The sequence below is a fragment of the Staphylococcus americanisciuri genome (genome assembly GCF_024814435.1).
Taxonomy (GTDB): domain Bacteria; phylum Bacillota; class Bacilli; order Staphylococcales; family Staphylococcaceae; genus Staphylococcus; species Staphylococcus americanisciuri.
The window spans coordinates 30,892-57,106 of the sequence record NZ_JANUXY010000004.1 but is presented as its reverse complement, the minus strand read 5'-3'; the positions used below and the strand labels follow the sequence as shown (position 1 = coordinate 57,106).

Annotated in this window: 15 protein-coding genes; 3 read left to right on the top strand and 12 right to left on the bottom strand. The window is 41.6% G+C overall.

Going from position 1 to position 26,215, the window contains the following annotated elements; genetic code table 11:
* Positions 1-279 precede the first annotated feature (279 nt).
* Entirely contained in the window at positions 280-9,237 is an 8,958-nt protein-coding gene (locus NXS11_RS11145; RefSeq protein WP_259199427.1) for an SdrD B-like domain-containing protein, read from the top strand.
* 375 nt (positions 9,238-9,612) lie between these two features.
* On the opposite strand, the gene priA is transcribed toward NXS11_RS11145, so the two are convergent.
* The 4 genes from priA to gmk form a co-directional block, all read right to left on the bottom strand.
* On the bottom strand, positions 9,613-12,021 hold the full coding sequence (priA, locus tag NXS11_RS04790) for a primosomal protein N' (protein WP_259199711.1): 2,409 nt from the start codon (positions 12,019-12,021) through the stop codon (positions 9,613-9,615).
* Positions 12,018-13,211, bottom strand: a complete 1,194-nt coding sequence (gene coaBC / locus NXS11_RS04785) for a bifunctional phosphopantothenoylcysteine decarboxylase/phosphopantothenate--cysteine ligase CoaBC (RefSeq protein ID WP_259199426.1) — start codon at positions 13,209-13,211, stop codon at positions 12,018-12,020. Before coaBC ends, priA begins: the two co-directional genes overlap by 4 nt.
* Positions 13,212-13,375: 164 nt before the next feature.
* Complete coding sequence (rpoZ, locus tag NXS11_RS04780; protein WP_259199425.1) at positions 13,376-13,585, bottom strand: DNA-directed RNA polymerase subunit omega; 210 nt, start codon at positions 13,583-13,585, stop codon at positions 13,376-13,378.
* Complete coding sequence (gmk, locus tag NXS11_RS04775; protein ID WP_259199424.1) at positions 13,585-14,208, bottom strand: guanylate kinase; 624 nt, start codon at positions 14,206-14,208, stop codon at positions 13,585-13,587. Before gmk ends, rpoZ begins: the two co-directional genes overlap by 1 nt.
* Before the next feature lie 180 nt (positions 14,209-14,388).
* Here gmk and NXS11_RS04770 point away from each other — a divergent pair, with 180 nt between their 5' ends.
* Both NXS11_RS04770 and NXS11_RS04765 read left to right on the top strand, forming a co-directional pair.
* Complete coding sequence (locus NXS11_RS04770) at positions 14,389-16,092, top strand: Rqc2 family fibronectin-binding protein (RefSeq protein ID WP_259199422.1); 1,704 nt, start codon at positions 14,389-14,391, stop codon at positions 16,090-16,092.
* A gap of 197 nt (positions 16,093-16,289) precedes the next feature.
* Entirely contained in the window at positions 16,290-16,700 is a 411-nt protein-coding gene (locus tag NXS11_RS04765; protein WP_259199420.1) for a VOC family protein, read from the top strand.
* 67 nt (positions 16,701-16,767) lie between these two features.
* Here NXS11_RS04765 and pyrE read toward each other — a convergent pair whose 3' ends face one another.
* Genes pyrE through NXS11_RS04725 form a run of 8 tightly spaced genes read right to left on the bottom strand, consistent with a single transcriptional unit; the run spans position 16,768 to position 26,204 of the window.
* Positions 16,768-17,376 (bottom strand): orotate phosphoribosyltransferase, encoded by a 609-nt coding sequence (gene pyrE, locus NXS11_RS04760; protein WP_259199418.1) that lies wholly within the window; start codon positions 17,374-17,376, stop codon positions 16,768-16,770.
* Positions 17,376-18,071 carry an orotidine-5'-phosphate decarboxylase gene (gene pyrF / locus NXS11_RS04755; protein WP_259199417.1) on the bottom strand — a complete coding sequence of 232 codons (696 nt, stop codon included), beginning with the start codon at positions 18,069-18,071 and terminating at the stop codon, positions 17,376-17,378. Before pyrF ends, pyrE begins: the two co-directional genes overlap by 1 nt.
* A complete protein-coding gene (locus NXS11_RS04750; protein ID WP_259199415.1) occupies positions 18,072-18,992 on the bottom strand; it encodes a dihydroorotate dehydrogenase in 921 nt (306 codons plus the stop codon).
* On the bottom strand, positions 18,989-19,753 hold the full coding sequence (locus NXS11_RS04745; RefSeq protein WP_259199414.1) for a dihydroorotate dehydrogenase electron transfer subunit: 765 nt from the start codon (positions 19,751-19,753) through the stop codon (positions 18,989-18,991). Before NXS11_RS04745 ends, NXS11_RS04750 begins: the two co-directional genes overlap by 4 nt.
* A 14-nt stretch (positions 19,754-19,767) precedes the next feature.
* The gene (gene carB / locus NXS11_RS04740) at positions 19,768-22,941 is read right to left on the bottom strand and encodes a carbamoyl-phosphate synthase large subunit (RefSeq protein WP_259199412.1); all 3,174 of its coding nucleotides are present in this window, start codon (positions 22,939-22,941) and stop codon (positions 19,768-19,770) included.
* Positions 22,934-24,034, bottom strand: coding sequence for a carbamoyl phosphate synthase small subunit (locus tag NXS11_RS04735; protein WP_259199410.1), 1,101 nt, complete (start codon positions 24,032-24,034; stop codon positions 22,934-22,936). Before NXS11_RS04735 ends, carB begins: the two co-directional genes overlap by 8 nt.
* Entirely contained in the window at positions 24,034-25,311 is a 1,278-nt protein-coding gene (gene pyrC / locus NXS11_RS04730; RefSeq protein ID WP_259199409.1) for a dihydroorotase, read from the bottom strand. The genes NXS11_RS04735 and pyrC overlap by 1 nt, the downstream gene beginning before the upstream one ends.
* A 14-nt stretch (positions 25,312-25,325) precedes the next feature.
* Positions 25,326-26,204, bottom strand: coding sequence for an aspartate carbamoyltransferase catalytic subunit (locus NXS11_RS04725; protein WP_259199408.1), 879 nt, complete (start codon positions 26,202-26,204; stop codon positions 25,326-25,328).
* Positions 26,205-26,215 lie beyond the last annotated feature (11 nt).

Sequence of the window (26,215 nt, the reverse complement as noted above, 5' to 3'; positions counted from 1 at the left end):
TATATCTTAAATTGAAACATAACGACAGTTTTACTCATCTCATCATATCAAAATAGTAGATAAATCAATTGCTCATCGCCCTTTTATAATCATATTCATCTCTCATACAAAAAATAGCAAAAAGCAATATTAGGTATCAACAATATTTGCTATATCAAAATAACATTTATATAAATATTTTAATTAAATTTAGATGCACTTTTCATAAAAATATTAGTGTATAATCTCTACTTAGCAGTATGAACATACGCTAAAAATAATCGTATAGAGGGTGTATTTATGAATAAGAAGTACGATTTTATTCCGAATCGGCTAAATAAGTACTCAATTCGAAAATTCACTGTTGGTATCGCCTCCATTCTAGTCGGTACTACTTTAGTTTTCGGATTAGGTAAAGATGCCTTAGCGGATGAAATTGACAAGCAAGATCCTGAAGCTGTCGCTAGCGATAATGCGGATGACCTTGACGATGTATCTTCAGACTTGAATCACGTTGAGGCAACAACTCCAGAGACAGATAGCACAACTGTAGACACAACACTAGCTCAGTCAGAAGAAGCAACAGCTTTAATTGATGAAGTATCAACAGAAGCAAAAGTTGATACAGATAAACCAGTCGAAAATGCAAAAATAGTAGAAGAAGCAACAGCGTCATTGGAAAATAATGAACAAACAGCAGAAACTGTACATGTAGACAAAACAAACTCTGTTTCACCTGTTACTGATGAAACAGCCTTACACATTGAAAATAAATCTGCTGATGATTCGAATGTAGCACCAACTCATCGCGTAGCTGCATCTGGTAATAATGCACTTTATGCTGCTACAGAAGATATTGCAAGTAATGCTTTCCCAACGAATAGTGTACCTGTTGGTCCTAGCTACTATGAACTAATACGTAACTATGGCACACCATTCCGTTCAGCAGGTAATTATTACGCAGCAACAGGCTATTACTATTATCCAAGAAGATGTGGATGTGGCACACCTCCACCAGTAGCACCAGCTCCAAGCATACAATTATATAAACTCGGTAATTTAGTATGGAATGATGAAAATCGTGATGGTATTCAAGATCCAGATGAAGATGGTATTGCCGACGTAAATGTTATCTTAAGAAATGAATACGGCGAAGAAATTGAAAGAACTAAAACTGATCGCGATGGCTATTATGTTTTTAATGATTTACCAAAAAACTTGTACACAGTTGAATTTGAAACGCCAGCAGGATACAAACCAACACGTATTAATCGCGGTTTTGACACTTCAGTTGATTCTGATGGTACATCTGTCAGTGTATACCTTTCTTCAGATGATTTAACTGTGGACTCTGGCTTCTACAAGATCACAGAAACATACAGCATTGGTGATGTCGTATGGAATGATGAAAACCGTGATGGTATTCAAGATAGTGATGAGCGAGGTATCGCAGGTATTACCGTTATTTTGAAAGATAAAGATGGTAATGTCCTCAAACGTCAAACAACAGACAAGTTTGGTTTTTATACCTTTAATAACTTAGAGCCTGATGATTATATTGTTGAGTTCGTTCCACCAAAATCATATGCGCCAACAATTGTGAATGCAGGTGGTTCAATGTACGATGATGTTGACTCCGATGGTCTTCGTGTGAACGTTCATTTAACTGCTAGTGATAAAACGATTGATTCTGGGTTCTATCGTGTTGATGACACATTACGAATTGGAGATTATGTCTGGGTAGATAAGAATAAGAACGGCGTACAAGATGAAGATGAACATGGTTTACCTGGTGTAACTGTTATCTTAAAAGATTCTGATGACAAAGTTATTACACGTACGACAACTGATCAAAATGGTAATTATATTTTCGAAGACTTAGAGGCTGGACACTATACAGTTCAATTCGTTCCACCAAAAAATTATCAACCGACACTTGCAGAACAAGGCGGAGATGATGATTTGGACTCTGATGGTCTCAAAGTTGACGTAGATCTTGAAGAAGATGATGTTTCTATTGACTCAGGCTTTTTCAAAAAACCATCTACACTTGTTATTGGTGACTTTGTTTGGAACGATTTAAACAAAGATGGTATCCAAAACAGTGATGAACCTGGTCTTGCAAACGTAACAGTTATTTTAAAAGATGATAATGGCAATGAACTTAAACGTACAACTACAGATGAGTCAGGTCATTACTCGTTTGATAAGTTGAAGCGTGGGAACTATATTGTAGAATTCGTCACACCTGAAGGCTATCAACCAACGATACCTAATCAAAGTGTCAATTCAGATGGCTTAAATGTAGCTGTCTACCTAGACGAAGATAATTTGTCGATTGACTATGGGTTCTATCGTAAAAAGTATTCATATAAAATTGGGGATTATGTATGGATAGATGACAACAAAAATGGTATTCAAGACGATAATGAATCACCTCTACCAAATACAACAGTTCTTCTTTATGATCATACTGGCAAAGAAATCAAGCGTACGGTTACAGATGCATCAGGTCATTATCTATTTGATAACTTACAAAAAGGTGACTATGTTGTAGAATTTTTTGCGCCTGAAGGTTATACCGTAACTAAAGAAAACCAAGGCACAGACGATACAAAAGATTCTGATGGATATCGTGTGAATGTCCACTTAACTCAAGATGACATGACGATTGACTCTGGTTACTACAAAGTACCAAAATTTGATATTGGTGACTATGTGTGGGAAGACACTAATAAAAATGGTATTCAAGACGATGGTGAAAAAGGCATCTCAAATGTAACAGTTAATTTGAAAGATGATGAAGGTAACATTGTACGCACGACAACAACGGATAACAAAGGTCATTACCTTTTTGAAGATGTCACTGTTGCACATTACGTTGTTGAATTCGTGACACCTGATGGCTATACACCTACCCTTGCAAACCAAGGCAATGATCAATCCAAAGACTCCAACGGTACAGTTGTCAATATTGACTTACAAGAAGATAATATGACGATTGATTCTGGATTCTATAAATTAACTTATACTATTGGTCATAAAGTTTGGGAGGATAAAAACAAAGATGGTGTCCTGAATGATGATGAACCGGGCATTTCAAATGTGACTGTTACACTTAAGGACAAAAATGGTACTACGATAGAAACGAAAAAGACAGATGAAAATGGTGAATACCATTTCACAAATATTCCACCAGGTGACTATACTGTCATTTTCAGTCCCCCTGCTGGTTATGAACCAACACCATCTTCTCAAAATAACAATCCTGACAATGATACTAATGGCACAACAGTAAACATACATGTTGATAAAAATAATGACACGATTAATGTTGGATTCTATAAAAAACCAAAATATAAAATTGGTGACCTTGTATGGGAAGAAGGTGAACAGAATGGTGGCGAGGTTTATGACCCATATTTCAGTGAAGGTGCAGGATTAGGTGACCAAAATCTAGATGTATCTCTTGATAAACCTTTACCAAATGTGACAGTTATCTTAAAAGATGCTCAAGATAATGAAATCTCACGTACAACTACAGATGAAAATGGGCATTATTTATTTGATAACCTAGATCCTGGACATTACACAGTAGAATTCGTCACGCCAAATGGCTATGTCCCAACACCCGTCCGTGGACGCCTACACGATTTTGGAAGCGGTACAGAAGTAGACCCAGACAAAGACTCAGATGGTTTAATCGTTCCAGTAGATTTAGTAGATGATGACTTAACAATCGACTCAGGATTTGTCAAAGATGACTTTTTCTTACATGGCACTATCTACTTCGATAGTGAGGATGACGGTAAATTGTGGGATAAGGAGGACGACGATATCCACAATCCTAAGGAGGACGGAGACAATTTTGTTGAAAATGTTGTAGTCATCCTTAAAGATGAAAACGGTGTGGAAATCGCACGTACAACCACTAATGATGTGGAAAGTAGTAAAAAGACAGGTGAAGAAGATGTTGACTTCTGGTGGGCACACGGTGAATATGTCTTCCCTCACTTGAAACGTGGTAACTATACAATTGAAATTGTACCACCTAAGGGTTATAGAGGTTCAAATTATAAGATCGTAACAATTCCGGATCGTGAAGGTTGGGATCACTATGTCCCAAATGATGGTATATCAATCCCTATTACATTGAAATATAGTCAATTCTATCATAACTCATTTATTACAAAAGATGTCAAAGTTGGCGATAAAGTCTGGGAAGATACAAACAAAGATGGACTTCAAGATAGCAATGAACCTGGTATTCCTAATGTTACTGTTGTATTGAAAAATGCTGATGGTACTGAAGTCTCGCGTACAACAACAGATGAAAATGGTAACTATATGTTCGAAAACCTCATACGCGGTAACTATACTGTTGAATTCGTGACACCTGATGGTTATGCACCTACCCTTGCAAATAAGGACACTGACGATACGATTGATTCAGACGGTACAATTGTCAATGTTGACTTACAAAAAGATAATATGACAATTGATTCTGGGTTCTATAAAGTACCTAAGTTAAAACTTGGAGACTATGTATGGGAAGATACAAGTAAAGATGGCGTTCAAGATCCAGATGAAAAAGGTATCTCAGGCGTAACAGTTATCTTGAAGAACGATAAAGGTGAAGAAATCAAACGTACAATAACAGATGAAAATGGTGGTTATGTCTTTGAAGATTTAAAACCAGGTGATTACACAGTAGAATTCGTAACACCGGAAGGCTTCAAACCAACAACACCTAATGCAAATACTGATGACGAAAAAGATTCAGATAATCAAATCGTAAAAGTAACGCTTGAAGAAGACGATATGTCTATTGACTCAGGCTTCTATAAAGACGATTCTGACTCTGATAGCGATTCGGACTCGGATTCTGACAGCGATTCGGATTCTGACAGTGACTCAGATTCCGACAGTGATTCGGACTCGGACAGCGACTCGGATTCTGACAGCGATTCGGACTCGGATAGTGACTCGGATTCTGACAGCGATTCAGACTCGGACAGCGATAGCGACTCGGATTCTGACAGTGACTCGGATAGCGATTCGGATTCCGACAGTGACTCAGATTCCGATAGCGACTCGGATTCTGATAGTGATTCTGACTCTGATAGCGATTCAGACTCGGACAGCGATTCAGATTCTGATAGTGACTCAGACTCTGATAGCGACTCGGATTCCGACAGTGATTCGGACTCGGACAGCGATTCAGATTCTGATAGCGACTCGGATTCTGACAGTGATTCAGACTCTGACAGTGATTCAGATTCGGATAGCGATTCTGATTCTGACAGTGACTCTGATTCTGACAGTGATTCTGATAGCGACTCGGACTCGGACAGCGATTCAGACTCTGACAGTGATTCAGATTCGGATAGCGATTCTGACTCTGACAGTGACTCTGATTCTGACAGTGATTCTGATAGCGACTCAGACTCTGATAGCGATTCAGATTCGGACAGTGACTCGGATTCTGATAGCGACTCGGATTCTGACAGCGACTCGGATTCTGACAGTGACTCAGATTCTGATAGTGATTCTGACTCGGACAGTGATTCAGATTCTGATAGTGATTCTGACTCGGACAGTGATTCAGATTCTGATAGCGATTCGGATTCAGACAGCGACTCGGATTCCGACAGTGATTCGGATTCTGACAGCGATAGCGACTCGGATTCTGACAGTGACTCAGACTCTGATAGTGATTCTGACTCTGATAGCGATTCTGACTCGGACAGCGATTCAGATTCGGACAGCGACTCGGACAGCGACTCGGATTCCGACAGTGACTCGGATTCAGACAGTGATTCGGACTCCGACAGCGACTCGGATTCTGACAGCGATTCGGACTCTGACAGCGATTCGGATTCTGATAGCGACTCTGACTCAGACAGCGACTCGGATTCTGACAGCGACTCGGATTCTGACAGCGACTCGGATTCTGACAGTGATTCAGATTCTGACTCCGACAGTGACTCAGATTCCGACAGTGACTCTGACTCGGATAGCGATTCCGACTCGGATTCTGATAGCGATTCGGATTCAGACAGCGATTCGGACTCTGACAGCGACTCTGACTCAGATAGCGATTCGGACTCGGACAGCGACTCGGATTCTGATAGCGACTCGGACAGTGACTCTGATTCTGACAGCGATTCGGACTCCGACAGCGATAGCGACTCGGATTCGGATAGTGATTCAGACTCGGACAGCGATTCGGATTCTGACAGTGATTCGGACTCGGATTCCGACAGCGACTCGGATTCTGACAGCGATAGCGACTCAGACTCGGATTCTGATAGTGACTCAGACTCGGACAGCGATAGCGACTCGGACTCGGATAGCGACTCGGATTCTGATAGTGACTCAGACTCGGACAGCGATTCGGACTCGGACAGCGACTCGGATTCTGATAGCGACTCAGATTCGGACAGCGATTCGGACTCGGATAGCGATTCTGATTCGGACAGTGACTCGGATTCGGACAGCGATTCGGACTCGGATAGCGACTCTGACTCGGATAGCGACTCGGATTCCGACAGCGATTCGGATTCTGATAGCGACTCGGATTCGGACAGTGATTCGGACTCTGACAGTGATTCTGACTCTGACAGCGATTCGGACTCTGATAGCGACTCGGATTCCGACAGCGACTCGGATTCTGACAGTGATTCTGACTCGGATAGCGACTCGGACAGTGACTCAGACTCTGACAGCGATAGCGATTCTGATTCGGACAGCGACTCAGACTCGGATAGTGACTCAGATTCGGACAGCGATTCGGATTCTGACAGCGACTCGGATTCTGACAGCGACTCAGATTCTGATAGCGACTCTGACTCGGATAGTGATTCAGACTCTGACAGCGATTCAGACTCTGACAGTGACTCAGATTCCGACAGTGATTCGGATTCTGATAGCGATTCGGACTCGGATAGCGACTCGGACTCTGATAGTGATTCAGACTCGGACAGCGATTCGGACTCTGATAGTGATTCAGACTCGGATAGTGACTCGGATTCCGACAGTGATTCGGATTCTGACAGCGACTCAGACTCGGATAGCGATTCGGACTCGGACAGCGACTCGGATTCCGACAGTGACTCTGACTCGGATAGTGACTCGGATTCCGATAGTGACTCAGATTCGGACAGCGATAGCGACTCGGATTCCGACAGTGATTCGGACTCAGATAGTGACTCGGATTCCGATAGTGACTCAGATTCGGACAGCGATAGCGACTCGGATTCCGACAGCGATTCTGATTCCGACAGTGATTCGGACTCTGATAGTGACTCGGATTCTGACAGCGATTCGGATTCTGACAGCGACTCGGATTCTGACAGCGATTCGGATTCTGACAGCGACTCGGATTCTGATAGCGATTCAGACTCTGATAGTGACTCAGATTCGGACAGCGATTCTGATTCGGATAGCGACTCGGATTCTGATAGCGATTCTGATTCCGACAGTGATTCGGACTCTGACAGCGATTCGGACTCTGACAGCGATTCGGACTCTGACAGCGACTCGGACTCTGACAGCGACTCGGACTCAGATAGCGATTCGGACTCTGACAGCGATTCGGACTCGGACAGTGATTCTGACTCGGACAGCGACTCTGATTCGGACAGCGATTCTGACTCGGACAGTGATTCGGACTCGGATAGCGACTCGGACTCGGATAGCGACTCGGACTCGGATAGCGATTCGGATTCTGATAGCGACTCGGACTCGGATAGCGATTCAGACTCTGATAGCGATTCGGACTCGGATTCCGACAGCGACTCGGATTCCGACAGTGACTCTGACTCGGACAGCGATTCGGACTCAGATAGTGATTCGGATTCTGACAGCGATTCGGATTCTGACAGCGACTCGGATTCTGATAGCGATTCGGATTCTGATAGCGATTCTGACTCGGATAGCGATTCGGACTCGGACAGTGACTCGGATTCCGACAGCGACTCGGATTCCGACAGTGACTCGGATTCTGATAGCGATTCGGACTCGGATAGCGATTCAGACTCTGACAGCGACTCTGACTCTGATAGCGACTCTGATTCTGACAGCGACAGCGATAGCGACTCAGACTCTGATAGCGATTCAGATTCGGACAGCGATTCAGACTCGGACAGCGATTCGGATTCGGACAGTGATTCAGATTCTGATAGCGATTCGGACTCTGACAGTGATTCTGACTCTGACAGCGACTCGGATTCTGACAGCGATTCTGATTCGGACAGTGACTCGGATTCCGACAGCGATTCGGACTCGGACAGCGACTCGGATTCCGACAGTGATTCAGACTCTGATAGCGATTCAGACTCGGACAGCGATAGCGACTCAGATTCAGATAGTGACTCAGACTCAGATAGCGATTCGGACTCTGACAGCGACTCGGATTCTGACAGTGACTCAGACTCGGATAGTGATTCGGACTCGGACAGCGACTCGGATTCCGACAGTGATTCGGACTCTGATAGCGACTCAGACTCTGATAGCGATTCTGACTCTGATAGCGATTCTGACTCTGATAGCGATTCAGATTCGGACAGTGACTCAGATTCTGACAGCGATTCGGACTCGGACAGCGACTCGGACTCTGATAGCGATAGCGACTCGGATTCGGATAGTGACTCAGACTCGGACAGCGATTCAGACTCGGATTCTGATAGCGATTCGGATTCTGACAGTGATTCGGATTCTGATAGCGACTCGGACTCTGACAGCGATTCAGACTCGGACAGTGACTCAGATTCCGACAGTGATTCGGACTCGGACAGTGATTCGGACTCGGATAGCGACAGCGACTCGGATTCTGACAGCGATTCGGACTCCGACAGCGACTCGGACTCTGATAGCGATTCGGACTCGGACAGTGATTCGGACTCGGACAGTGACTCAGATTCTGACAGTGATTCGGATTCCGACAGTGACTCGGATTCGGACAGCGATTCAGACTCGGACAGCGATTCGGATTCGGACAGTGATTCAGATTCTGATAGCGATTCGGACTCTGACAGTGATTCGGATTCTGACAGCGACTCGGATTCCGACAGCGATTCAGACAACAATCCTAAAGCTGATTCGGGCAATGACAATGCAAAAGACCACCATGATAGTAAGAAAGCATTACCTGATACTGGTCAAAAATCTGCAAACTCAGCAGCATTCGGTGCAATGTTTGCCGGTCTAGGCTCATTACTTCTATTTGGTCGTAAGAAGAAAAGACGCGAAGACTGATTTTAAACATTAAAAAAGAGGGGGTTCACCCCTCTCTTTCTTTCCTACTAAAAAAGCGACAATTCCGTACATTTCGTGTACTTCATTGTCGCTTTTTTATATTTTTATGGAATCACTAGATATATTTAGCAAATATTCTTTTCAACATGGTAGCGCTTCTCTCATTTATTTCATTAAAACCTTTATCGTAAATATGCGAGATGCAAAATTGATGTCAGTCTATGGCTATTTCAGCTTCATTAGTTACCAGTACGCTCAATAATTGAGGATAGATATACCTAATTCGATATATTCATTATATTTGACCAAATGCTTTACAATCTCCTCGTCTATTCGTAAAATTCTCCTCTTATCTCTGCCATATCTCTCAAACTTCTACATCATCATATATGGTCCGATATCGATGCGTAATGCGAGTTTTTCTTGTTCATAGCGTTCATGATAGTAGTCTTCTAAATAGCGTAACGCATCAATTAAGCCTGGTTCACTTTTATATTTCAATAAGATTTGGAAACGAAATTCATTATTTATTCTCGACAAAGCAGCAGGTGCTGGTCCGAGAATAAACGCTTTATCTGTCAGATGTTGCAATAAGATTTGATGGACATGTGAAGCGGCTTTTAGTGCCTCTTTCATCTTCTCATGTGTAATTGTAAAGTTAATTAAATAAAAATATGGTGGATATTTTGCTAACTGGCGGACAGTCATTTCTTTGTTGTAAAATGCAAGATAGTCATTCGCTTGTACGTCTTGTATTGCATAATGATCAGGGTTATACGTTTGTATGATTACTTCCCCTTGCTTCTCATGACGCCCCGCACGACCTGCCACTTGTGTTAGGATTTGATACGTGCGTTCACTTGAGCGAAAGTCTGGTAAGTTCAACATAGTATCGGCATTGAGTACACCAACTAATGTGATATTGGGAAAGTCCAATCCTTTCGCAATCATTTGCGTACCAAGTAAAATATCGCCTTTCCCCTCTCCAAAGTCTTTCAAAAGCTTTTCATGGCTTCCTTTTTTACTTGTCGTATCAACATCCATTCGAATAATACGTGCCGTCGGAAAGCGCGCCTGTATCAGCTCCTCAACACGTTGTGTGCCTGTTCCCATCTGTCGAATATGTTCACTTCCACAACTTGGACATTGAAATGGCGCAGGTTCATGATGACCACAATAATGACACTTTAATTCATCAGTTGTTTTATGATACGTCATTGAAATATCACAGTTCGGACATTGCGGTACATGTCCACAATCACGACATAACATAAACGATGCATAGCCACGTCTATTCAAGAACAATACAATTTGTTCTCGCTTATCCAAACGCGTCTCAATTGCTTCAGCTAAGTCTTCTGAAAAAATCGAACGGTTGCCATTTGCAAGTTCTTCACGCATATCACGAATTTTAATTTTCGGCAATGGCTGCTGATTCACCCGTGTTGGCATGGAAAGCAACGTATAGACATCTTTCGTAGCACGTGCATAACTTTCTAAGCTTGGCGTTGCACTGCCTAATACGAGTGGACAGTGATGATAGCGACAGCGCCATTCTGCAATGTCTTTTGCATGATAGCGTGGATAATCTTCTTGCTTGTATGTTGCTTCATGTTCTTCATCAATAATGATCATACCTAAATTTTTAAATGGCGCAAACACACTTGAACGTGCCCCAACACTCACACGCGCACGACCATCACGAATTTTTTGCCATTCATCATATCGTTCGCCATGTGACAGTCCTGAGTGTAGCACAGCGACTTCATCACCAAACCGACTTTTAAAACGTTGAACCATCTGAGGCGTTAATGCAATCTCAGGTACAAGCATCATCGCCTCTTGATTACGTTCAAGCACTTGATCAATAATCTGTAAATATACTTCTGTTTTACCAGAGCCTGTCACACCATGTAATAAAAAAGTCTTCGCTTGTTGTGCTGCAACTGCTTCATTAATTGCTTCATATGCCACACGTTGCTCGTCAGTCAATGCTCTTTTCGTCTCTTGTTCAAAAACACGCCCAGCGTACGGATCACGTTTTACAATTGCATCGTACTTCTCAATAAAACCATTGCGTTCTAGCGTGTTGATAGCAGATGTTGAAAAACCTATCTCTTTTAATTCATGCAGCGTGACATCACGATGTCGTTCATCCAATAAAAAAGCTAGCACATCATACTGTTTTGGTCGCTTTTCTAAATCTAACAACATACTGTCACCCAAATCAGGACGAATCACACGTACTGCCCGTTGTGTCTTCTTAGATGTATGCTGAGACAAGATTGTCACTTCTTTCACTGCACCACGTTTCAGCAAGTTTAATAAAGAAGCAACGTCTTCATTTTGTTGCGCCGCTTTATATGCATAACGCCCTTCTTTGTCGAATCGTTGCAACAACATTTCTGGTATCGCTTCAGCATCAACTATTTCGAAAGCCTTAGTGTATTTCGCTTTCACTGCACTCGGTAACATCGCTTCTAAGACTGAAATACGCTTTGCCACGAAATAGTGACTATACCATTCGCTGAGCTTGACTAGTTCTTCAGTTAATTCAGGTTGAATATCCTTGACTTCATAGATAGGCTTCAAACGGTTCAATTCAATCTCTGTTTCATCATCTGATACAAGATGCATCACATAACCTTGAATTTTGCGTGGACCGAATGGCACAAGCACACGCACACCTGGTTGTATCACCTCTTGTAAATCTTCTGGAACAAGATAATCGAACGTTCTATCCACACTTTTGGCGGCAACGTCTACGATAACTTGTGCAATCATACATGCCATCTACTTTCTAATGCATTCAAAATCTGGTATGCCAATTCAGCTTTTCCTGCTTTGGCTAGTGGTTGAACTTCTCCATCTTTAAAATACATTGTCACTTCATTTTCATTCGAATTAAAGCCAATCGAAAGGTCACCTACATTGTTTGCGATAATAACATCCGCATTTTTACGTGTTAACTTCCCTTGTGCATAATGGGCAATATCGTGTGTTTCAGCCGCAAAGCCAACAAGTTTTTGATGTTGTTTATGATCACCCAGATATTTTAAAATGTCTTTAGAACGTTTGAATTCAACCGTTAAGTTCCCTTCTTGTTTCTTAACCTTATGTGCAAACTTAGTCACTGGTGTGTAGTCAGACACGGCAGCAGTTTTGAACACAATATCTTGGTGCGCATAACGTTCTACTACCGCTTCAAACATCTCTTGTGCACTTGTTACAGATACGAATGTGACTCCTTCTGGCGGTGTGATATATGTTGGACCAGACACGAGTGTTACTTCCGCACCATAAGTTACTAACGCAGCTGCAATCGCATAACCCATCTTACCTGACGCACGATTTGCTACATAACGAACAGGATCAATTTCCTCTATTGTCGTACCAGCAGTAATTAATACTTTCTTATTCGTAAAATAATTATCAGTACGAACGTGTGCTGGTTGCTCTAACGCAGCAATAATCTCTGTCGGCTCTGCCATACGTCCTTTCGCCACATACCCACACGCTAAAAACCCTTCTCCAGGCTCGATAAAATGATAACCATCTTGCTTCAGAGTCTCCATATTTTCTTGAACACGTGGATTTTCATACATATGAACATTCATTGCCGGCGCGATCCATTTAGGTGCTACCGTCGCAAGTATTGTTGTAGAGACTATATCATCAGCCATGCCATGACTCAACTTGGCAATCATATTTGCTGTTGCAGGTGCGACAATGACCGCATCTGCCCAATCACCTAATGTAATGTGTTGAATTTCTGCAGGATTTTGTTCTAGAAATGTATCTGTATACACCGGATTGCGACTGATTGCCTGAAACGATAATGGCGGAACGAATTCTTGTGCATGCGCCGTTAACATCACCCTTACATCATAGCCTGCTTGTGTTAACTTACTCGTCAAATCAATCGCTTTATACGCGGCAATACCGCCTGTCACCGCTAATAAAATGTTCTTCATAAATTCACTCCCGATCTTTAACTCATAACTGCATTATAATATATTTGGCTAGAGATTTCACAAGTTGGTATACGCAAATGAAAAAGGCGGAATGACGCATCATATCATCCCACCACCAAAAAAGACTTAGCCCTCTTCTCAAGCTAAGTCAATTATCATATATTCTAATAATCTTTTAGGTCTACGTTAGGCACAACCTTGCTCACTGCCATTTCTTCAAGTGCGCGACCTACTGTTTTCTTACTTGTATACGCATCTAATAATAAGCCATCTGGATTTTCTTGGATCTCTCTCGCACGTTTTGCTGCAGTAGTTGCGATTAAATACTTTGAATTCACTTTATTTTGTAATTGATGTAACGGTGGATATAACATTACTTTTTAGCCTCCAATAACATTTTTCGATATTTTGCTTCTATGCGTTCACGTTTCAGATGTTCAGCTTCCACAATCGACTGAATGCGATCCTTCGCTAAGTCTACTTCATCATTCACAACGACGTAATCATACAGATTCATCATTTCAACTTCCTTGCGCGCTTCGTCTACACGTCGCTGAATCTTGTCTGATGATTCTGTTCCACGTCCAATCAAGCGTTCTTTGAGATGATCAAGACTTGGAGGTGCTAAAAAGATAAACAAAGCATCTGGGAACTTTTTACGCACTTGCTTGGCACCTTCTACTTCAATCTCTAGAAACACGTCATGTCCTTCATTCATGGTATCTTTCACATATTGAACAGGTGTTCCATAGTAATTCCCTACATATTCCGCATATTCAATAAAAGCATCTTGTTCAATGAGTTGTTCAAATGCATCTCGCGTTTTAAAGAAATAATCCACACCATCTTGTTCGCCCTCACGCATATCACGTGTTGTCATCGAGATCGAATATTTATAAGATGTATTGGGATCATCAAAAATGCGTTTTCGAACAGTCCCCTTTCCCACACCAGAGGGGCCTGACAGAACGATAAGTAAACCTTTTTCAGTATCCATGCCTAACGACCTTTCTACGTTATTCTTCTAGTTATTAACATATCTTAACATAAGTTGATTTCACTTGTATAGAGCGAGTATTACAACACCCTATGCTTTTTGTGTCATACAAGAAAAACGACAATAGTGTAAGATATGCTATAATGATGGAACGAAATGATTGAAAGGTGGCAATAACTTATGGCGTTTGATGGCCTCTTTACGAGAAAAATGGTCGCTGATTTACAAAGTTTGGTTGGTGGACGTATCCATAAAATCAATCAACCAGAAAACGATACCGTGCTGATGATTATTCGACAAAATCGCAAAAATCATCAACTGCTGTTGTCAATCCATCCGAACTTTGCACGTATCCATCTCACAACTAAAAAATATGATAATCCATTTGAACCGCCGATGTTTGCACGTGTGTTTCGCAAACACTTAGAAGGTGGTATTCTACGTGCAATACGTCAAATTGATAATGATCGTCGCGTCGAAATGGATGTAGAGAGTACAGATGAAATCGGTGATACTATCTTTAGAACTGTAATTCTTGAGATTATGGGCAAGCACAGCAACCTGATTCTTGTTAATAAAGATTACAAAATTATTGAAGGATTTAAACATCTAACACCGAATACAAATCAATATCGTACGGTCATGCCTGGCTTCCAATATGAAGGTCCCCCTGCCCAAAATAAACACAATCCATATGATTACAAGGGAATAGACGTATTGCCGCTGATTGACTTTAATGCAGGACGTATCGATCGGCAACTGTTACAGACGTTCGAAGGGTTTTCTCCCTTAATCACGAAAGAAATCATATCGAGAAAACACTTTATGACGCCACATACGTTACCAGAAGCATTTGACGAAGTAATGGCAGCGACGGAAGCACCACCCGTTCCCGTATTTCACAAAAATCATGAAACTGGCAAGGAAGATTTTTACTTCATGACATTGTCACAATTCGATGATGATGTTGTACAGTATGATTCGTTACACGAGCTACTCGACCGCTTTTACGATGCACGTGGTGAACGCGCACGTGTTAAACAGCGTGCCAATGATCTTGTGAAACTTGTCCAACAACTATTACAGAAGTATCAAAACAAGCGCAGTAAGTTGATTGATGAACAACAAGGCACCTTAGAAAAAGACACATATCAACTATATGGTGAACTGATTACGGCGAACATCTATCAATTGAAGCAAGGCGACAAAACGTTAGACGCACTGAATTATTATACGGGGGAACAAGTAACCATCCCGTTGAACCCAATGAAGTCTCCTGCTGAAAATGCGCAATATTATTACAAGCAGTATAACCGTATGAAAACACGTGAGCGTGAACTCACGCATCAATTGGCATTAACAGAAGAAAATATACAGTACTTCGAGAACATTGAACAACAATTGGCACACATCACAGTAGATGACATTGATGAAATACGCGAAGAATTGGCAGAACAAGGTTATATTCGTCAACGTAAACAACATAAGCGCAAGAAATCAACGACGATTAAGTTACAAACGTATCAATCAACAGATGGCGACACTATTCTCGTAGGTAAAAATAACAAACAAAATGATTATCTAACGAACAAGCGTGCACAAAAATCACATTATTGGTTTCATACGAAAGATTTTCCGGGCAGCCATGTTGTCATACTCAACGATGCACCATCTGAACAGACAATTGATGAAGCTGCGATGATTGCAGCATACTTTTCAAAAGCGGGTCAATCCGGACAAATCCCTGTTGACTACACGCAAATTCGTCATGTGCACAAGCCAAGCGGTGCTAAGCCTGGCTTTGTCACATATGATAATCAGAAAACGCGCTATGCAACACCGGATTATGATAAAATCCAAGCGTTGAAACACACGTCATCTTAATTTTTATCTTAAGTACCAGCGTACAAAAAGCCATCCAATACCCAGTACGACTAACATCGCTAAAATAGGCAATACAAAATTCATGCTAATCATAAGTCATAACCTCCATAAACGATTTAACTTTATTGTAACGGGTTATGTACAGAAGTAAAAGCATAAGCCTATTCAGTGACAATAAACAATAAAGGAGCAAGTGTATGCAAACCCCTAAAATTACGACATTTCTAATGTTTAATGGCGATGCAGAAGCAGCCATTCACAAGTACACATCATTATTTGAAGACAGCGAGATTATCACAATGGTGAAATATGATGACAGTCTTCCTGAACAAGCAGGTAAAGTCCAACACGCTATTTTCACCTTGAACAATCAAGCCTTTATGGCAATTGATAATATTAATGGCACACCGATTGATATGACACCTGCCATGTCCATGTACGTAACAGTCAAAGATGTATTCGAAATGGAACGCTTGTTTAACGGTCTCAAAGACGGTGGCGCAATTCTTATACCAAAAACAGCTATGCCACCACAATATCGTGAATTTGCATGGGTTCAAGATAAATTCGGTGTTAACTTCCAACTTGCCTTACCTGAAAAACAGTAAAACAGCACCTAAAAAACGCTAAGCACATTGTCTATTCATGTGTTTAGCGTTTTTTTACATATGTGTACTATAATTGGTTGCGCCACGATACAAGTGTTTCAATATCGTTCGCAGTAATTTTACCTTGTGCTTCTGCTACTTCAATCAATTCATCATAGTTGCTTAATGTGTAGAATGGCACTTTTGCATCACCAAACATCACATCTGCTTTTTGTAGACCGTAAGTGAAGATGGCAACAACCCCTAATACTTCTGCCTCTGCTTCACGCAATGCTTCAACTGCCGTAATCGAAGAACCCCCTGTTGAAATTAAATCTTCAATCACAACGACCTTTTTCCCTTTGCTGTTCGCGCCTTCAATTTGATTTTGTTTGCCGTGGCTTTTGCTTTTTGAACGCACATAGTTCATCGGCAAGTTCATTTTATCCGATACATATGCCGCATGAGGAATACCTGCTGTTGCTGTTCCTGAGACGATTTCTACCTCTGGGAAGTGCTGTTCAATCAATTCAATTAAACCGTCACGAATAGCTTCGCGCACTTCTGGAAAACCTAACGTAACGCGGTTGTCACAATATATAGGTGATTTAATTCCCGAACTCCACGTAAACATATCATTGGGTGATAAAGATACTGCTTCAATATCTAATAATGATTGTGCAATTGATTTTACCATTATTCGCCTAACCAACTTTCTGTAATTTGATGATAACTTTCGACCGGATCACTGCTTTGCGTAATCGGTCTACCTACAACAATATGCGTTGACCCGAGCTGTCTTGCTTGCTCCGGTGTCGTCACACGTTTCTGGTCGTTCACAGCTGCATTCGCCGGACGCACCCCTGGTGTCACTTTCAAGAAAGACGTACCACAGTGTGCTGTAATCGCAGCTGCTTCAAGTGGTGAACATACCACACCGTCCAACCCTGACGTTTGCGCCAATTTTGCGTAATGACACACCGCTTCTTCCATCGACATATCAATCTTCTGTTCATGATGCAATTGATCCTCTGTTGTCGATGTCAGTTGTGTCACCGCAATAATTTTCGTCTCAGGGTTGGTGCTGCGTAATCCTTCTACGGCACGCTGCATCATCACTGAGCCGCCTGCCGCATGCACGTTCACAAGGTCGACATTCAAACGACCTAGTCCCGCCATCGCCTTGCCTACTGTGTTAGGAATGTCATGAAGTTTCAAGTCCAAGAAAATGTCATGTCCTTGTTGTTTGATTTCCTCTAGTAGCGCCGGACCTGTTTGATAGAATAGCTCCATACCGACCTTCACAAACAACGGCGTGTCAAACTTCGCCAAAAACGTCATCACTTCGTCTTTCGTCGCAAAATCCAATGCGATAATCGGTGTTTGTTTCATCTAACTACGCCCTCCTTGTGTGCGTCCTTTGAGTTCATGAATGTGGTGGACACCAAGTTCATCCAAGCGTGCTGGCAAGTCGTCAATAATCTCTTTACACACCATTGGATTTTGGAAGTTTGCCGTACCAACAGCAACCGCATCCGCACCAACTGAGATAAAATCAATAACATCTTGCACATCTTGCACGCCACCCATAGCAATAATTGGCATGTCAGGCAATGCTTTACGCACTTCATAAACCATGCGCAATGATACTGGTTTAATGGCAGGACCACTCAAACCACCAATAATATTGTTAATAATCGGTTGACCTGTGTTTGCATCAATACGCAATCCTACCAATGTGTTAATCATCGTTAAGCCGTCTGCGTATTCTGCAATCGCCGTCGCCATCTCCACGATATTCGTCACATTTGGTGATAACTTCACATAGACAGGTACTGATGAGACCGCCTTCACTTTACGTGTTAATTCCGCTGCTACTTGTGGATCCACACCGAACTGCATGCCCCCCTCTTTAACATTAGGACATGAAATATTCAATTCCAGTGCTTTGACATTCGGTGCTTTTGAAATATGCTCTGCCACATATACATAATCTTCTTCCACAGACCCCGCAACATTGGCAATAATCGGTACATCATAGTGTTCTAATGCCTTCAATTCATGCTCTAAAATATGATGTACACCCGGGTTTTGTAAGCCAATCGCATTAATCATTCCACTATCTGTTTCTGCAACACGTGGTGTCTCATTACCAAAGCGTGCTTCTTTCGTTGCTGCTTTAATCATGATCGCACCAAGTTCAGACAAATTATAAAACTGACTGTACTCTGCACCAAAGGCAAAGCATCCACTCGCAGGCATAATTGGATTTTTAAGTGACAAGCCCGGAATTTCAACGTTCAAACGACTCATAGTATCACCGTTCCTTTTTCGAATACTGGTCCATCTGTACATACTTTGACATAGTCTGTTGGGCTGTCTGGTACGTGGCATACACATGCGTAACATGCACCGACACCACACCCCATACGCTCTTCTAGTGAGATATAACCGGGTACATCTTTCAATGTGTACAGCTCAACTAGTGCTTTTAACATCGGTTTCGGACCACACGTGTAATAAATATCATAATCTACTGGCAGCTTGTCAATGACAGTCGTCACAAAACCTTGTGTTCCTAATGATCCGTCTTCTGTCACAATATGCGTCTCTCCTAACGCTTCAAATTGCGCTTGATAAAACACATCTTTTTGTGAGCGAAAACCTAACACATGCACTGTTTCAATACCACGTGCATTCAACTGTTTTGAGAGTTCGTAAAGCGGTGGCACACCAATACCGCCACCAACGAGCAATGCTTTTTTCTGTGCTTTCTCAACTGGGAAGCCATTGCCAAGAGGCGCTAAAATATCTAATTCATCCCCTTGACGCAATGCTGCTATTTTCTGAGTCCCTGCCCCTTCAGCACGAAACAACATCGTAAAACTTTCGTTTGCTTGATCCACTTCACAAATTGAAATCGGACGTCTCAACATATGTTGTGTACCTTGTCCTGCTTTAATATGCACGAACTGCCCCGGTTGCTTTAATGATCCAACAACCGGTCCAGCTACTTTCAATTCATAAATGCGATCTGCAATCTGTTCATTTGAAATGACTGTTAACTTTTCCACCACTTTCGTCCCTCCTACATATTACGCATTGAAAATGTCATACTTTCAATGACGTTCGTTAATGCATTCGCTGTATCTAATGATGTCAAGCATGGTACGCCGTTCTCTACTGATGTACGACGGATTTGGAAACCATCTCGTTCGATTGTTTTCCCTTTCGTCATCGTATTAATGACAATTTGGACATCGCCTGCTTGAATTTTTGAAATCAAGTCGTCATGACCACCAATTTTGCCGACCGTTTCAACTTTAATATCGTGCTCTGCTAACTTTTGTGCTGTGCCTGCTGTAGCGATAATTTTATAACCAACAGCATTCAAGCGTTGTGCGATTTTAACCATTTCGTCTTTATCTTTATCGCTAACCGTAATCAAGGCCGTACCATAATCTTTCACAGTCATGCCTGAAGCAGTTAAACCTTTAAATAATGCTTTTTCAAGCGTCAAGTCACGACCCATAACCTCACCTGTCGATTTCATCTCAGGTCCGAGTGTAATGTCGACGTTTTTCAATTTATTAAAGCTGAATACTGGTGCTTTAACAAATACGCCTTCTTGATATGGTTGTATGCCTTGTTCAAAACCAAGTGATGACAACTTTTCACCCATAATCGCACGCATTGCCAATTGCGCCATTTGAATACCTGTAATCTTACTTAAGAATGGTACGGTACGGCTCGCACGTGGGTTCACTTCTAAGACATACACGCCATCATGTGCAAGAACAAATTGAATATTAATCAAACCGACAATGTTTAAACCTTTCGCCAATTTGATTGTATAAGCTTCTAATGTATCAATTTCATCTTGTGACAATGTTTGTGGTGGGTAAACTGCAATCGAGTCACCTGAGTGCACACCCGCACGCTCGATATGTTCCATAATACCTGGAATAATGACTGTCTCACCATCACAAATCGCATCTACCTCTATCTCTTTACCTGTTAAGTAGCGGTCAACAAGTACCGGATGGTCTGGACTTGCTTTTACCGCTTCCGTCATATAGTTATGCAATTCATCGTCGTTGTAGACAATCTCCATCGCACGACCACCGAGTACGTATGATGGACGTACAACGACTGGATAGCCGATTTCACGTGCGTTATCTAACGCTTCTTGTGCTGATGTCGCTGTTTTTCCTTTTGGTTGTGGCACATCAATATTGCGTAACAATGCTTCAAACTCTTTACGATCTTCTGCACGGTTCAAGTCTTCTAATGATGTACCAAGGATTTTAACACCATGTTTTGCGAGCTTGTCTGCCAAGTTGATTGCCGTTTGACCACCGAATTGCACAACAACACCTTTTGGTTGCTCAAGGTCAATAATACTCATCACATCTTCTTCTGTTAGTGGCTCGAAGTACAACTTATCAGAAATTGAGAAGTCTGTTGATACTGTTTCTGGGTTGTTGTTCACGATAATTGCTTCATAACCTGCATTTTGGATTGCCCATACTGCATGTACTGTCGCATAGTCGAATTCCACACCTTGACCGATACGGATTGGACCAGAACCAAGTACGATAATTTTTTCTTTTTCTGTGACGATTGATTCATTTTCTTCTTCATATGTGCCGTAGTAATATGGCGTTGCAGATTCAAATTCTGCCGCACATGTATCTACCATCTTGTAGACTGGTTTAATGCCATGTTGTTGACGTAAGGCGAAAACATCTGCTTCTGTCATTTCGAAGCGGTGTGCGATTGTACGGTCACTGAAGCCGTATCGTTTCGCCAATTTTAAGTAATCAATATCGCCTTTATGCTCTTTTAACGTATGTTCAATATCGATGATGTTTTTAAATTTATGCAAGAAGAAGTAGTCAATTTTTGTCATTTCATGCAGTTCTTCTAGCGTTGTACCACGTCGAATCGCTTCTCCGATAAAGAACAGACGTTCATCATCTTGCGCTTCAATACGCTTTTTAATGTATTCAAGGTCAAATGATTCGCCATTTGGCAAGCCTAAGTGATGCACGCCATATTCGAGTGAACGAATTGCTTTTAATAAAGACTCTTCGTATGTACGACCGATTGACATAACTTCCCCAGTCGCTTTCATTTGAGTTCCTAATTCTCGTTCCCCTTTTTCAAACTTATCGAATGGGAAACGTGGAATTTTGGAGACAATATAGTCCAAGCTAGGTTCAAATGCTGCATATGATGTTCCTGTAACAGGGTTTTTCATCTCATCCAATGTCATACCGACTGCAATTTTTGCCGCAAGTTTCGCAATTGGATACCCTGTCGCTTTCGATGCCAAAGCTGATGAACGTGACACACGTGGATTCACTTCGATAATGTAGTAATTCATTGAGTGTGGGTCTAACGCAAGTTGTACGTTACAACCACCTTCGATACCTAACGCACGGATTACTTTCAACGACACATCACGCAACATTTGATATTCAACGTCTGATAATGTTTGACTTGGTGCAACCACAACAGAGTCGCCCGTATGAATACCAACAGGATCAATGTTTTCCATGTTACATACAACGATTGCATTATCGTTTTTATCACGCATCACTTCATATTCAATCTCTTTATAACCTGCAATTGATTTTTCGATCAAACACTGTGTTGCCGGGCTATATTTCAGACCATTTGATACAACTTCATGTAATTCTTCATCGTTATAACAAATACCACCACCGGTACCGCCCATTGTAAAGGCAGGACGCACGATTAATGGATAGCCCACTTGTTCTTTAAACGCAAATGCTTGTTCAAGCGTATTAACAATATCACTTTCTGGTACAGGTACATCCAAATCATTCATTAACGCACGGAATAGCTCTCTATCTTCCGCTTGGTTAATAGACGCAAGTTCTGTTCCAAGTAACTGTACATTATTAGACTCCAACACGCCACTCTCATGCAGTTCGATTGCCATATTCAGACCTGTTTGACCACCAAGCGTTGGAAGAAGTGCATCCGGTTGTTCTTTGCGGATAATGCGTGCAATAAAATCATGTGTTAACGGCTCAATATACACTTTGTCAGCGATTTCTTTATCCGTCATAATCGTTGCTGGGTTGGAATTCACAAGGATGACACGGTACCCCTCTTCTTTCAAAGCGAGACATGCTTGCGTTCCCGCATAGTCAAACTCTGCTGCTTGACCGATAATGATTGGACCTGACCCAATCACAAGAATTGTTTGAATATCATTTCTTTTAGGCATTGTGAACGCGCTCCTTTTTTGTGTTTTCTTCCATTAAATCAATGAATTGATCAAATAAGTAGTTTGAATCTGTCGGACCAGGACATGCTTCTGGATGATACTGGACAGAAAAGGCTGGTAATGTTTTGTGTTTCAAGCCTTCAACAGTTCCGTCATTTAAAGCGATATGTGTAATTTCAAGGTCTGTCTTTTCGATTGAATCTGCATCGATCGCATACCCATGGTTTTGACTTGTTAAGGCGATTTTGCCTGTCGCTAAGTCTTTAACAGGATGGTTTGCACCACGGTGACCGAACTTCATTTTGAATGATGTTGCACCTTGTGATAATGCGAATAACTGATGACCAAGGCAAATACCGAAGAATGGAATTTTACCTAAAATACCATTAATCATATCTAGCGCCACTTCTACGTCATCTGGATCTCCAGGGCCGTTCGACAACATCACGCCGTCTGGTGACATTTTAAGAATTTCTTCAGCTGTTGTATCGTATGGTACAACTGTTACTTCACAACCACGTGCATTCAATTCGCGTACGATATTTTGTTTTTTACCAAAATCTACAAGTACAACACGTTTATCGAAACCAGTTGATACATATGGTGATTTTGTAGAAACTGTTGGCACTTCTGTTCTCGGTAATTCGATTGTTTTGAGTGTTTCAATCATCGCATCAATTTCTTCTGCATTATCAACAAATGCTGCTTTTAACACACCATGCTCTCGAATTTTTTTTGTAATACTGCGCGTATCGACACCGCTAATTCCTGGGATGTCATATTCTTTCAATACTTCGTCAAATGACTTTTGTGCGCGGAAGTTACTTGGATATGTACAAGCTTCTTTCACGACTACCCCGTTTAATGTTGGTGTTAAAGATTCAAAGTCATCATAGTTAATACCATAGTTCCCGATAAGCGGATAAGTGAACGTAATAATTTGTCCAGTATACGACGGGTCTGAAATCGTCTCTTGATAGCCTGTCATCGCTGTATTGAACACAATTTCACCTTTTGTTAAGTTGTCTGATCCTAACTTAAACCCTGTGTAATACGTACCATCTTCTAGAACGATATAACGCTTTTCAAACATTATGCGTGTGCCCCCTCATATCGAATGTCACCTTCAACCATTGTTAAGACTGGGTTGCCGTACACTTTTTCACCCACGAATGGTGTATTTGTTGCTTTTGATAAGAAGTCTTCTGCTTTAATCTCAAATTCATCTTCCAAATTGATTAACGTTAAGTCAGCCAATTCGCCTTCCGCAAGACGACCGTATGGCAAGTTAAATGTTTCTGCTGGCTTAATTGTTAAGTAGTCAACTAATTGTTGTAATGACCATTCACCCGTTTTTACATAGTGTGTATATAGCAATGGGAATGCTGTTTCACTACCAACGATACCGAATGGCGCACGTGTCATCGTTTGTGCTTTTTCATCTGCAGCATGTGGTGCATGGTCTGTTGCGATACAATCAATCGTACCATCCAATAACCCTTCGATTAACGCTGCTTTATCTGCCTGACTGCGTAATGGTGGATTCATTTTATACATCGCATTGTCACCAGGTACATCATCTTCTGTTAACAATAAATGATGTGGTGTTACTTCTGCTGTTACATGAATACCTGCACGTTTTGCATCACGAATGACACGTACACTCTCTTTTGTTGACACATGACATACATGATAGTGACAACCTGTTGCTTCACTTAACAATACATCACGTGCAATTTGAACAGATTCACAAATGTTAGGAATACCTGGGATACCTAACTCTGCACTGCGTTTTCCTTCATGCATTGCGCCACCATAGATTAAGCTGTTATCTTCACAGTGTGCAACGATTGCTTTGCCTTGCGCTTTCGCTTGTTGCATTGCCTCATACATCATCGCTGCTTCTTGTACACCCACTCCGTCATCTGTAAATGCGAATGCACCTTGTTGTGTTAATGCTTCAAAATCAACATGTTGTTTCCCTGCTTGACGTTCTGTAATCGCCGCATATGGTAATACACGAACATGTGCATTATCCGCAATTAATTGGTTTAACTTTTCCATATTTTCAACTGAATCTGGTACTGGCTTCGTATTTGGCATTGGACATACCGTTGTAAAACCACCACGAGCTGCCGCTAATGTCCCTGTTTCAATCGTTTCTTTATGTTCGCCACCCGGTTCTCTCAAGTGCACATGTACATCGACGAATCCCGGTGCCAAAAATTGACCTTTTGCATCGATGACTGTCATCTCATCTGTTTGTTCAATCTCCGGGGCAATTTGTTTAATTGTTTTTTCTTCAATTAAGACATCTGCTTTTGTTAAAGTTCCTGCTTCTAAAATTTGTGCATTTTTGATTAATTTCATCTTATCTCGCTCCTTTAAGATTGTATTGTTTCAGTTAATACAGCCATGCGTATATACACGCCGTTTTCCATCTGTTTAAAAATACGCGACTTAGGTGCTTCTACCAAACAATCTGCAATTTCTACACCACGGTTCACTGGTGCTGGATGCATAATAATTGCTTGTTCTGCCATCTGATCATAACGTTTTTGAGATAAACCATAGCGTTCATGATATGTTGCTGCGTCAAATTGTGGTTCTCCCTCACTATGTCGCTCATGTTGTACACGTAACAACATCACAATATCCACATCTGATATCACATCATCTAAGTCCACATAGTCACCTGGCATTTGATCGTCTTGCCAAATTTCAGGGCTCGAGAATACGACTTCCGCACCGAGTGCTGTTAAGCTATGGTAATTGCTACGTGCGACTCTCGAATTTTTAATATCCCCACAGATAACAACCTTTAAGCCTTCAAAGCGACCAAATTCTTCATAGATTGTCATTAAGTCCAGCAAGCTTTGTGTTGGATGTTGCCCACTGCCATCTCCCGCATTAATAATCGGTACACCCATGTTCAATAACTGATTGTAGTAATCATTTTCTTGATGACGTATTACGAGCGCATCACAACCAATGCTTTGGAGTGTTCGACATGTATCGTACAATGATTCTCCTTTGTTTACTGATGATGTCGCTGTATCAAAGTTAATCACTTTCATATCTAGGCGTTGTTCAGCCATTTCAAAGCTGCATTTGGTACGCGTTGAGTTCTCAAAAAACAAATTGGCGATATATTTACCTTTGAGGTTAGGATGTACCTGACCCTTTTTGTACTGTATTGCTGTATCAATCAAATGTTGCATTTCTTCAATCGTTAAGTTTGCCATAGAGACAAGATGTTCCATCATAAATTCTC

What these genes read in the sequence shown, in the direction of transcription:
- pyrC (WP_259199409.1), bottom strand. Translation starts at nt 25,311, where the DNA reads ATGAAATTAATCAAAAATGCACAAATTTTAGAAGCAGGAACTTTAACA.
- NXS11_RS04735 (WP_259199410.1), bottom strand. Translation starts at nt 24,034, where the DNA reads ATGTTTGAAAAGCGTTATATCGTTCTAGAAGATGGTACGTATTACACA.
- NXS11_RS04765 (WP_259199420.1), top strand. Translation starts at nt 16,290, where the DNA reads ATGCAAACCCCTAAAATTACGACATTTCTAATGTTTAATGGCGATGCA.
- coaBC (WP_259199426.1), bottom strand. Translation starts at nt 13,211, where the DNA reads ATGAAGAACATTTTATTAGCGGTGACAGGCGGTATTGCCGCGTATAAA.
- NXS11_RS04725 (WP_259199408.1), bottom strand. Translation starts at nt 26,204, where the DNA reads ATGGAACATCTTGTCTCTATGGCAAACTTAACGATTGAAGAAATGCAA.
- rpoZ (WP_259199425.1), bottom strand. Translation starts at nt 13,585, where the DNA reads ATGTTATATCCACCGTTACATCAATTACAAAATAAAGTGAATTCAAAG.
- NXS11_RS04750 (WP_259199415.1), bottom strand. Translation starts at nt 18,992, where the DNA reads ATGAGTCGTTTGAACGTTGAAATTCCGGGCTTGTCACTTAAAAATCCA.
- priA (WP_259199711.1), bottom strand. Translation starts at nt 12,021, where the DNA reads ATGATTGCACAAGTTATCGTAGACGTTGCCGCCAAAAGTGTGGATAGA.
- pyrE (WP_259199418.1), bottom strand. Translation starts at nt 17,376, where the DNA reads ATGGTAAAATCAATTGCACAATCATTATTAGATATTGAAGCAGTATCT.
- pyrF (WP_259199417.1), bottom strand. Translation starts at nt 18,071, where the DNA reads ATGAAACAAACACCGATTATCGCATTGGATTTTGCGACGAAAGACGAA.
- carB (WP_259199412.1), bottom strand. Translation starts at nt 22,941, where the DNA reads ATGCCTAAAAGAAATGATATTCAAACAATTCTTGTGATTGGGTCAGGT.
- NXS11_RS04770 (WP_259199422.1), top strand. Translation starts at nt 14,389, where the DNA reads ATGGCGTTTGATGGCCTCTTTACGAGAAAAATGGTCGCTGATTTACAA.
- NXS11_RS11145 (WP_259199427.1), top strand. Translation starts at nt 280, where the DNA reads ATGAATAAGAAGTACGATTTTATTCCGAATCGGCTAAATAAGTACTCA.
- gmk (WP_259199424.1), bottom strand. Translation starts at nt 14,208, where the DNA reads ATGGATACTGAAAAAGGTTTACTTATCGTTCTGTCAGGCCCCTCTGGT.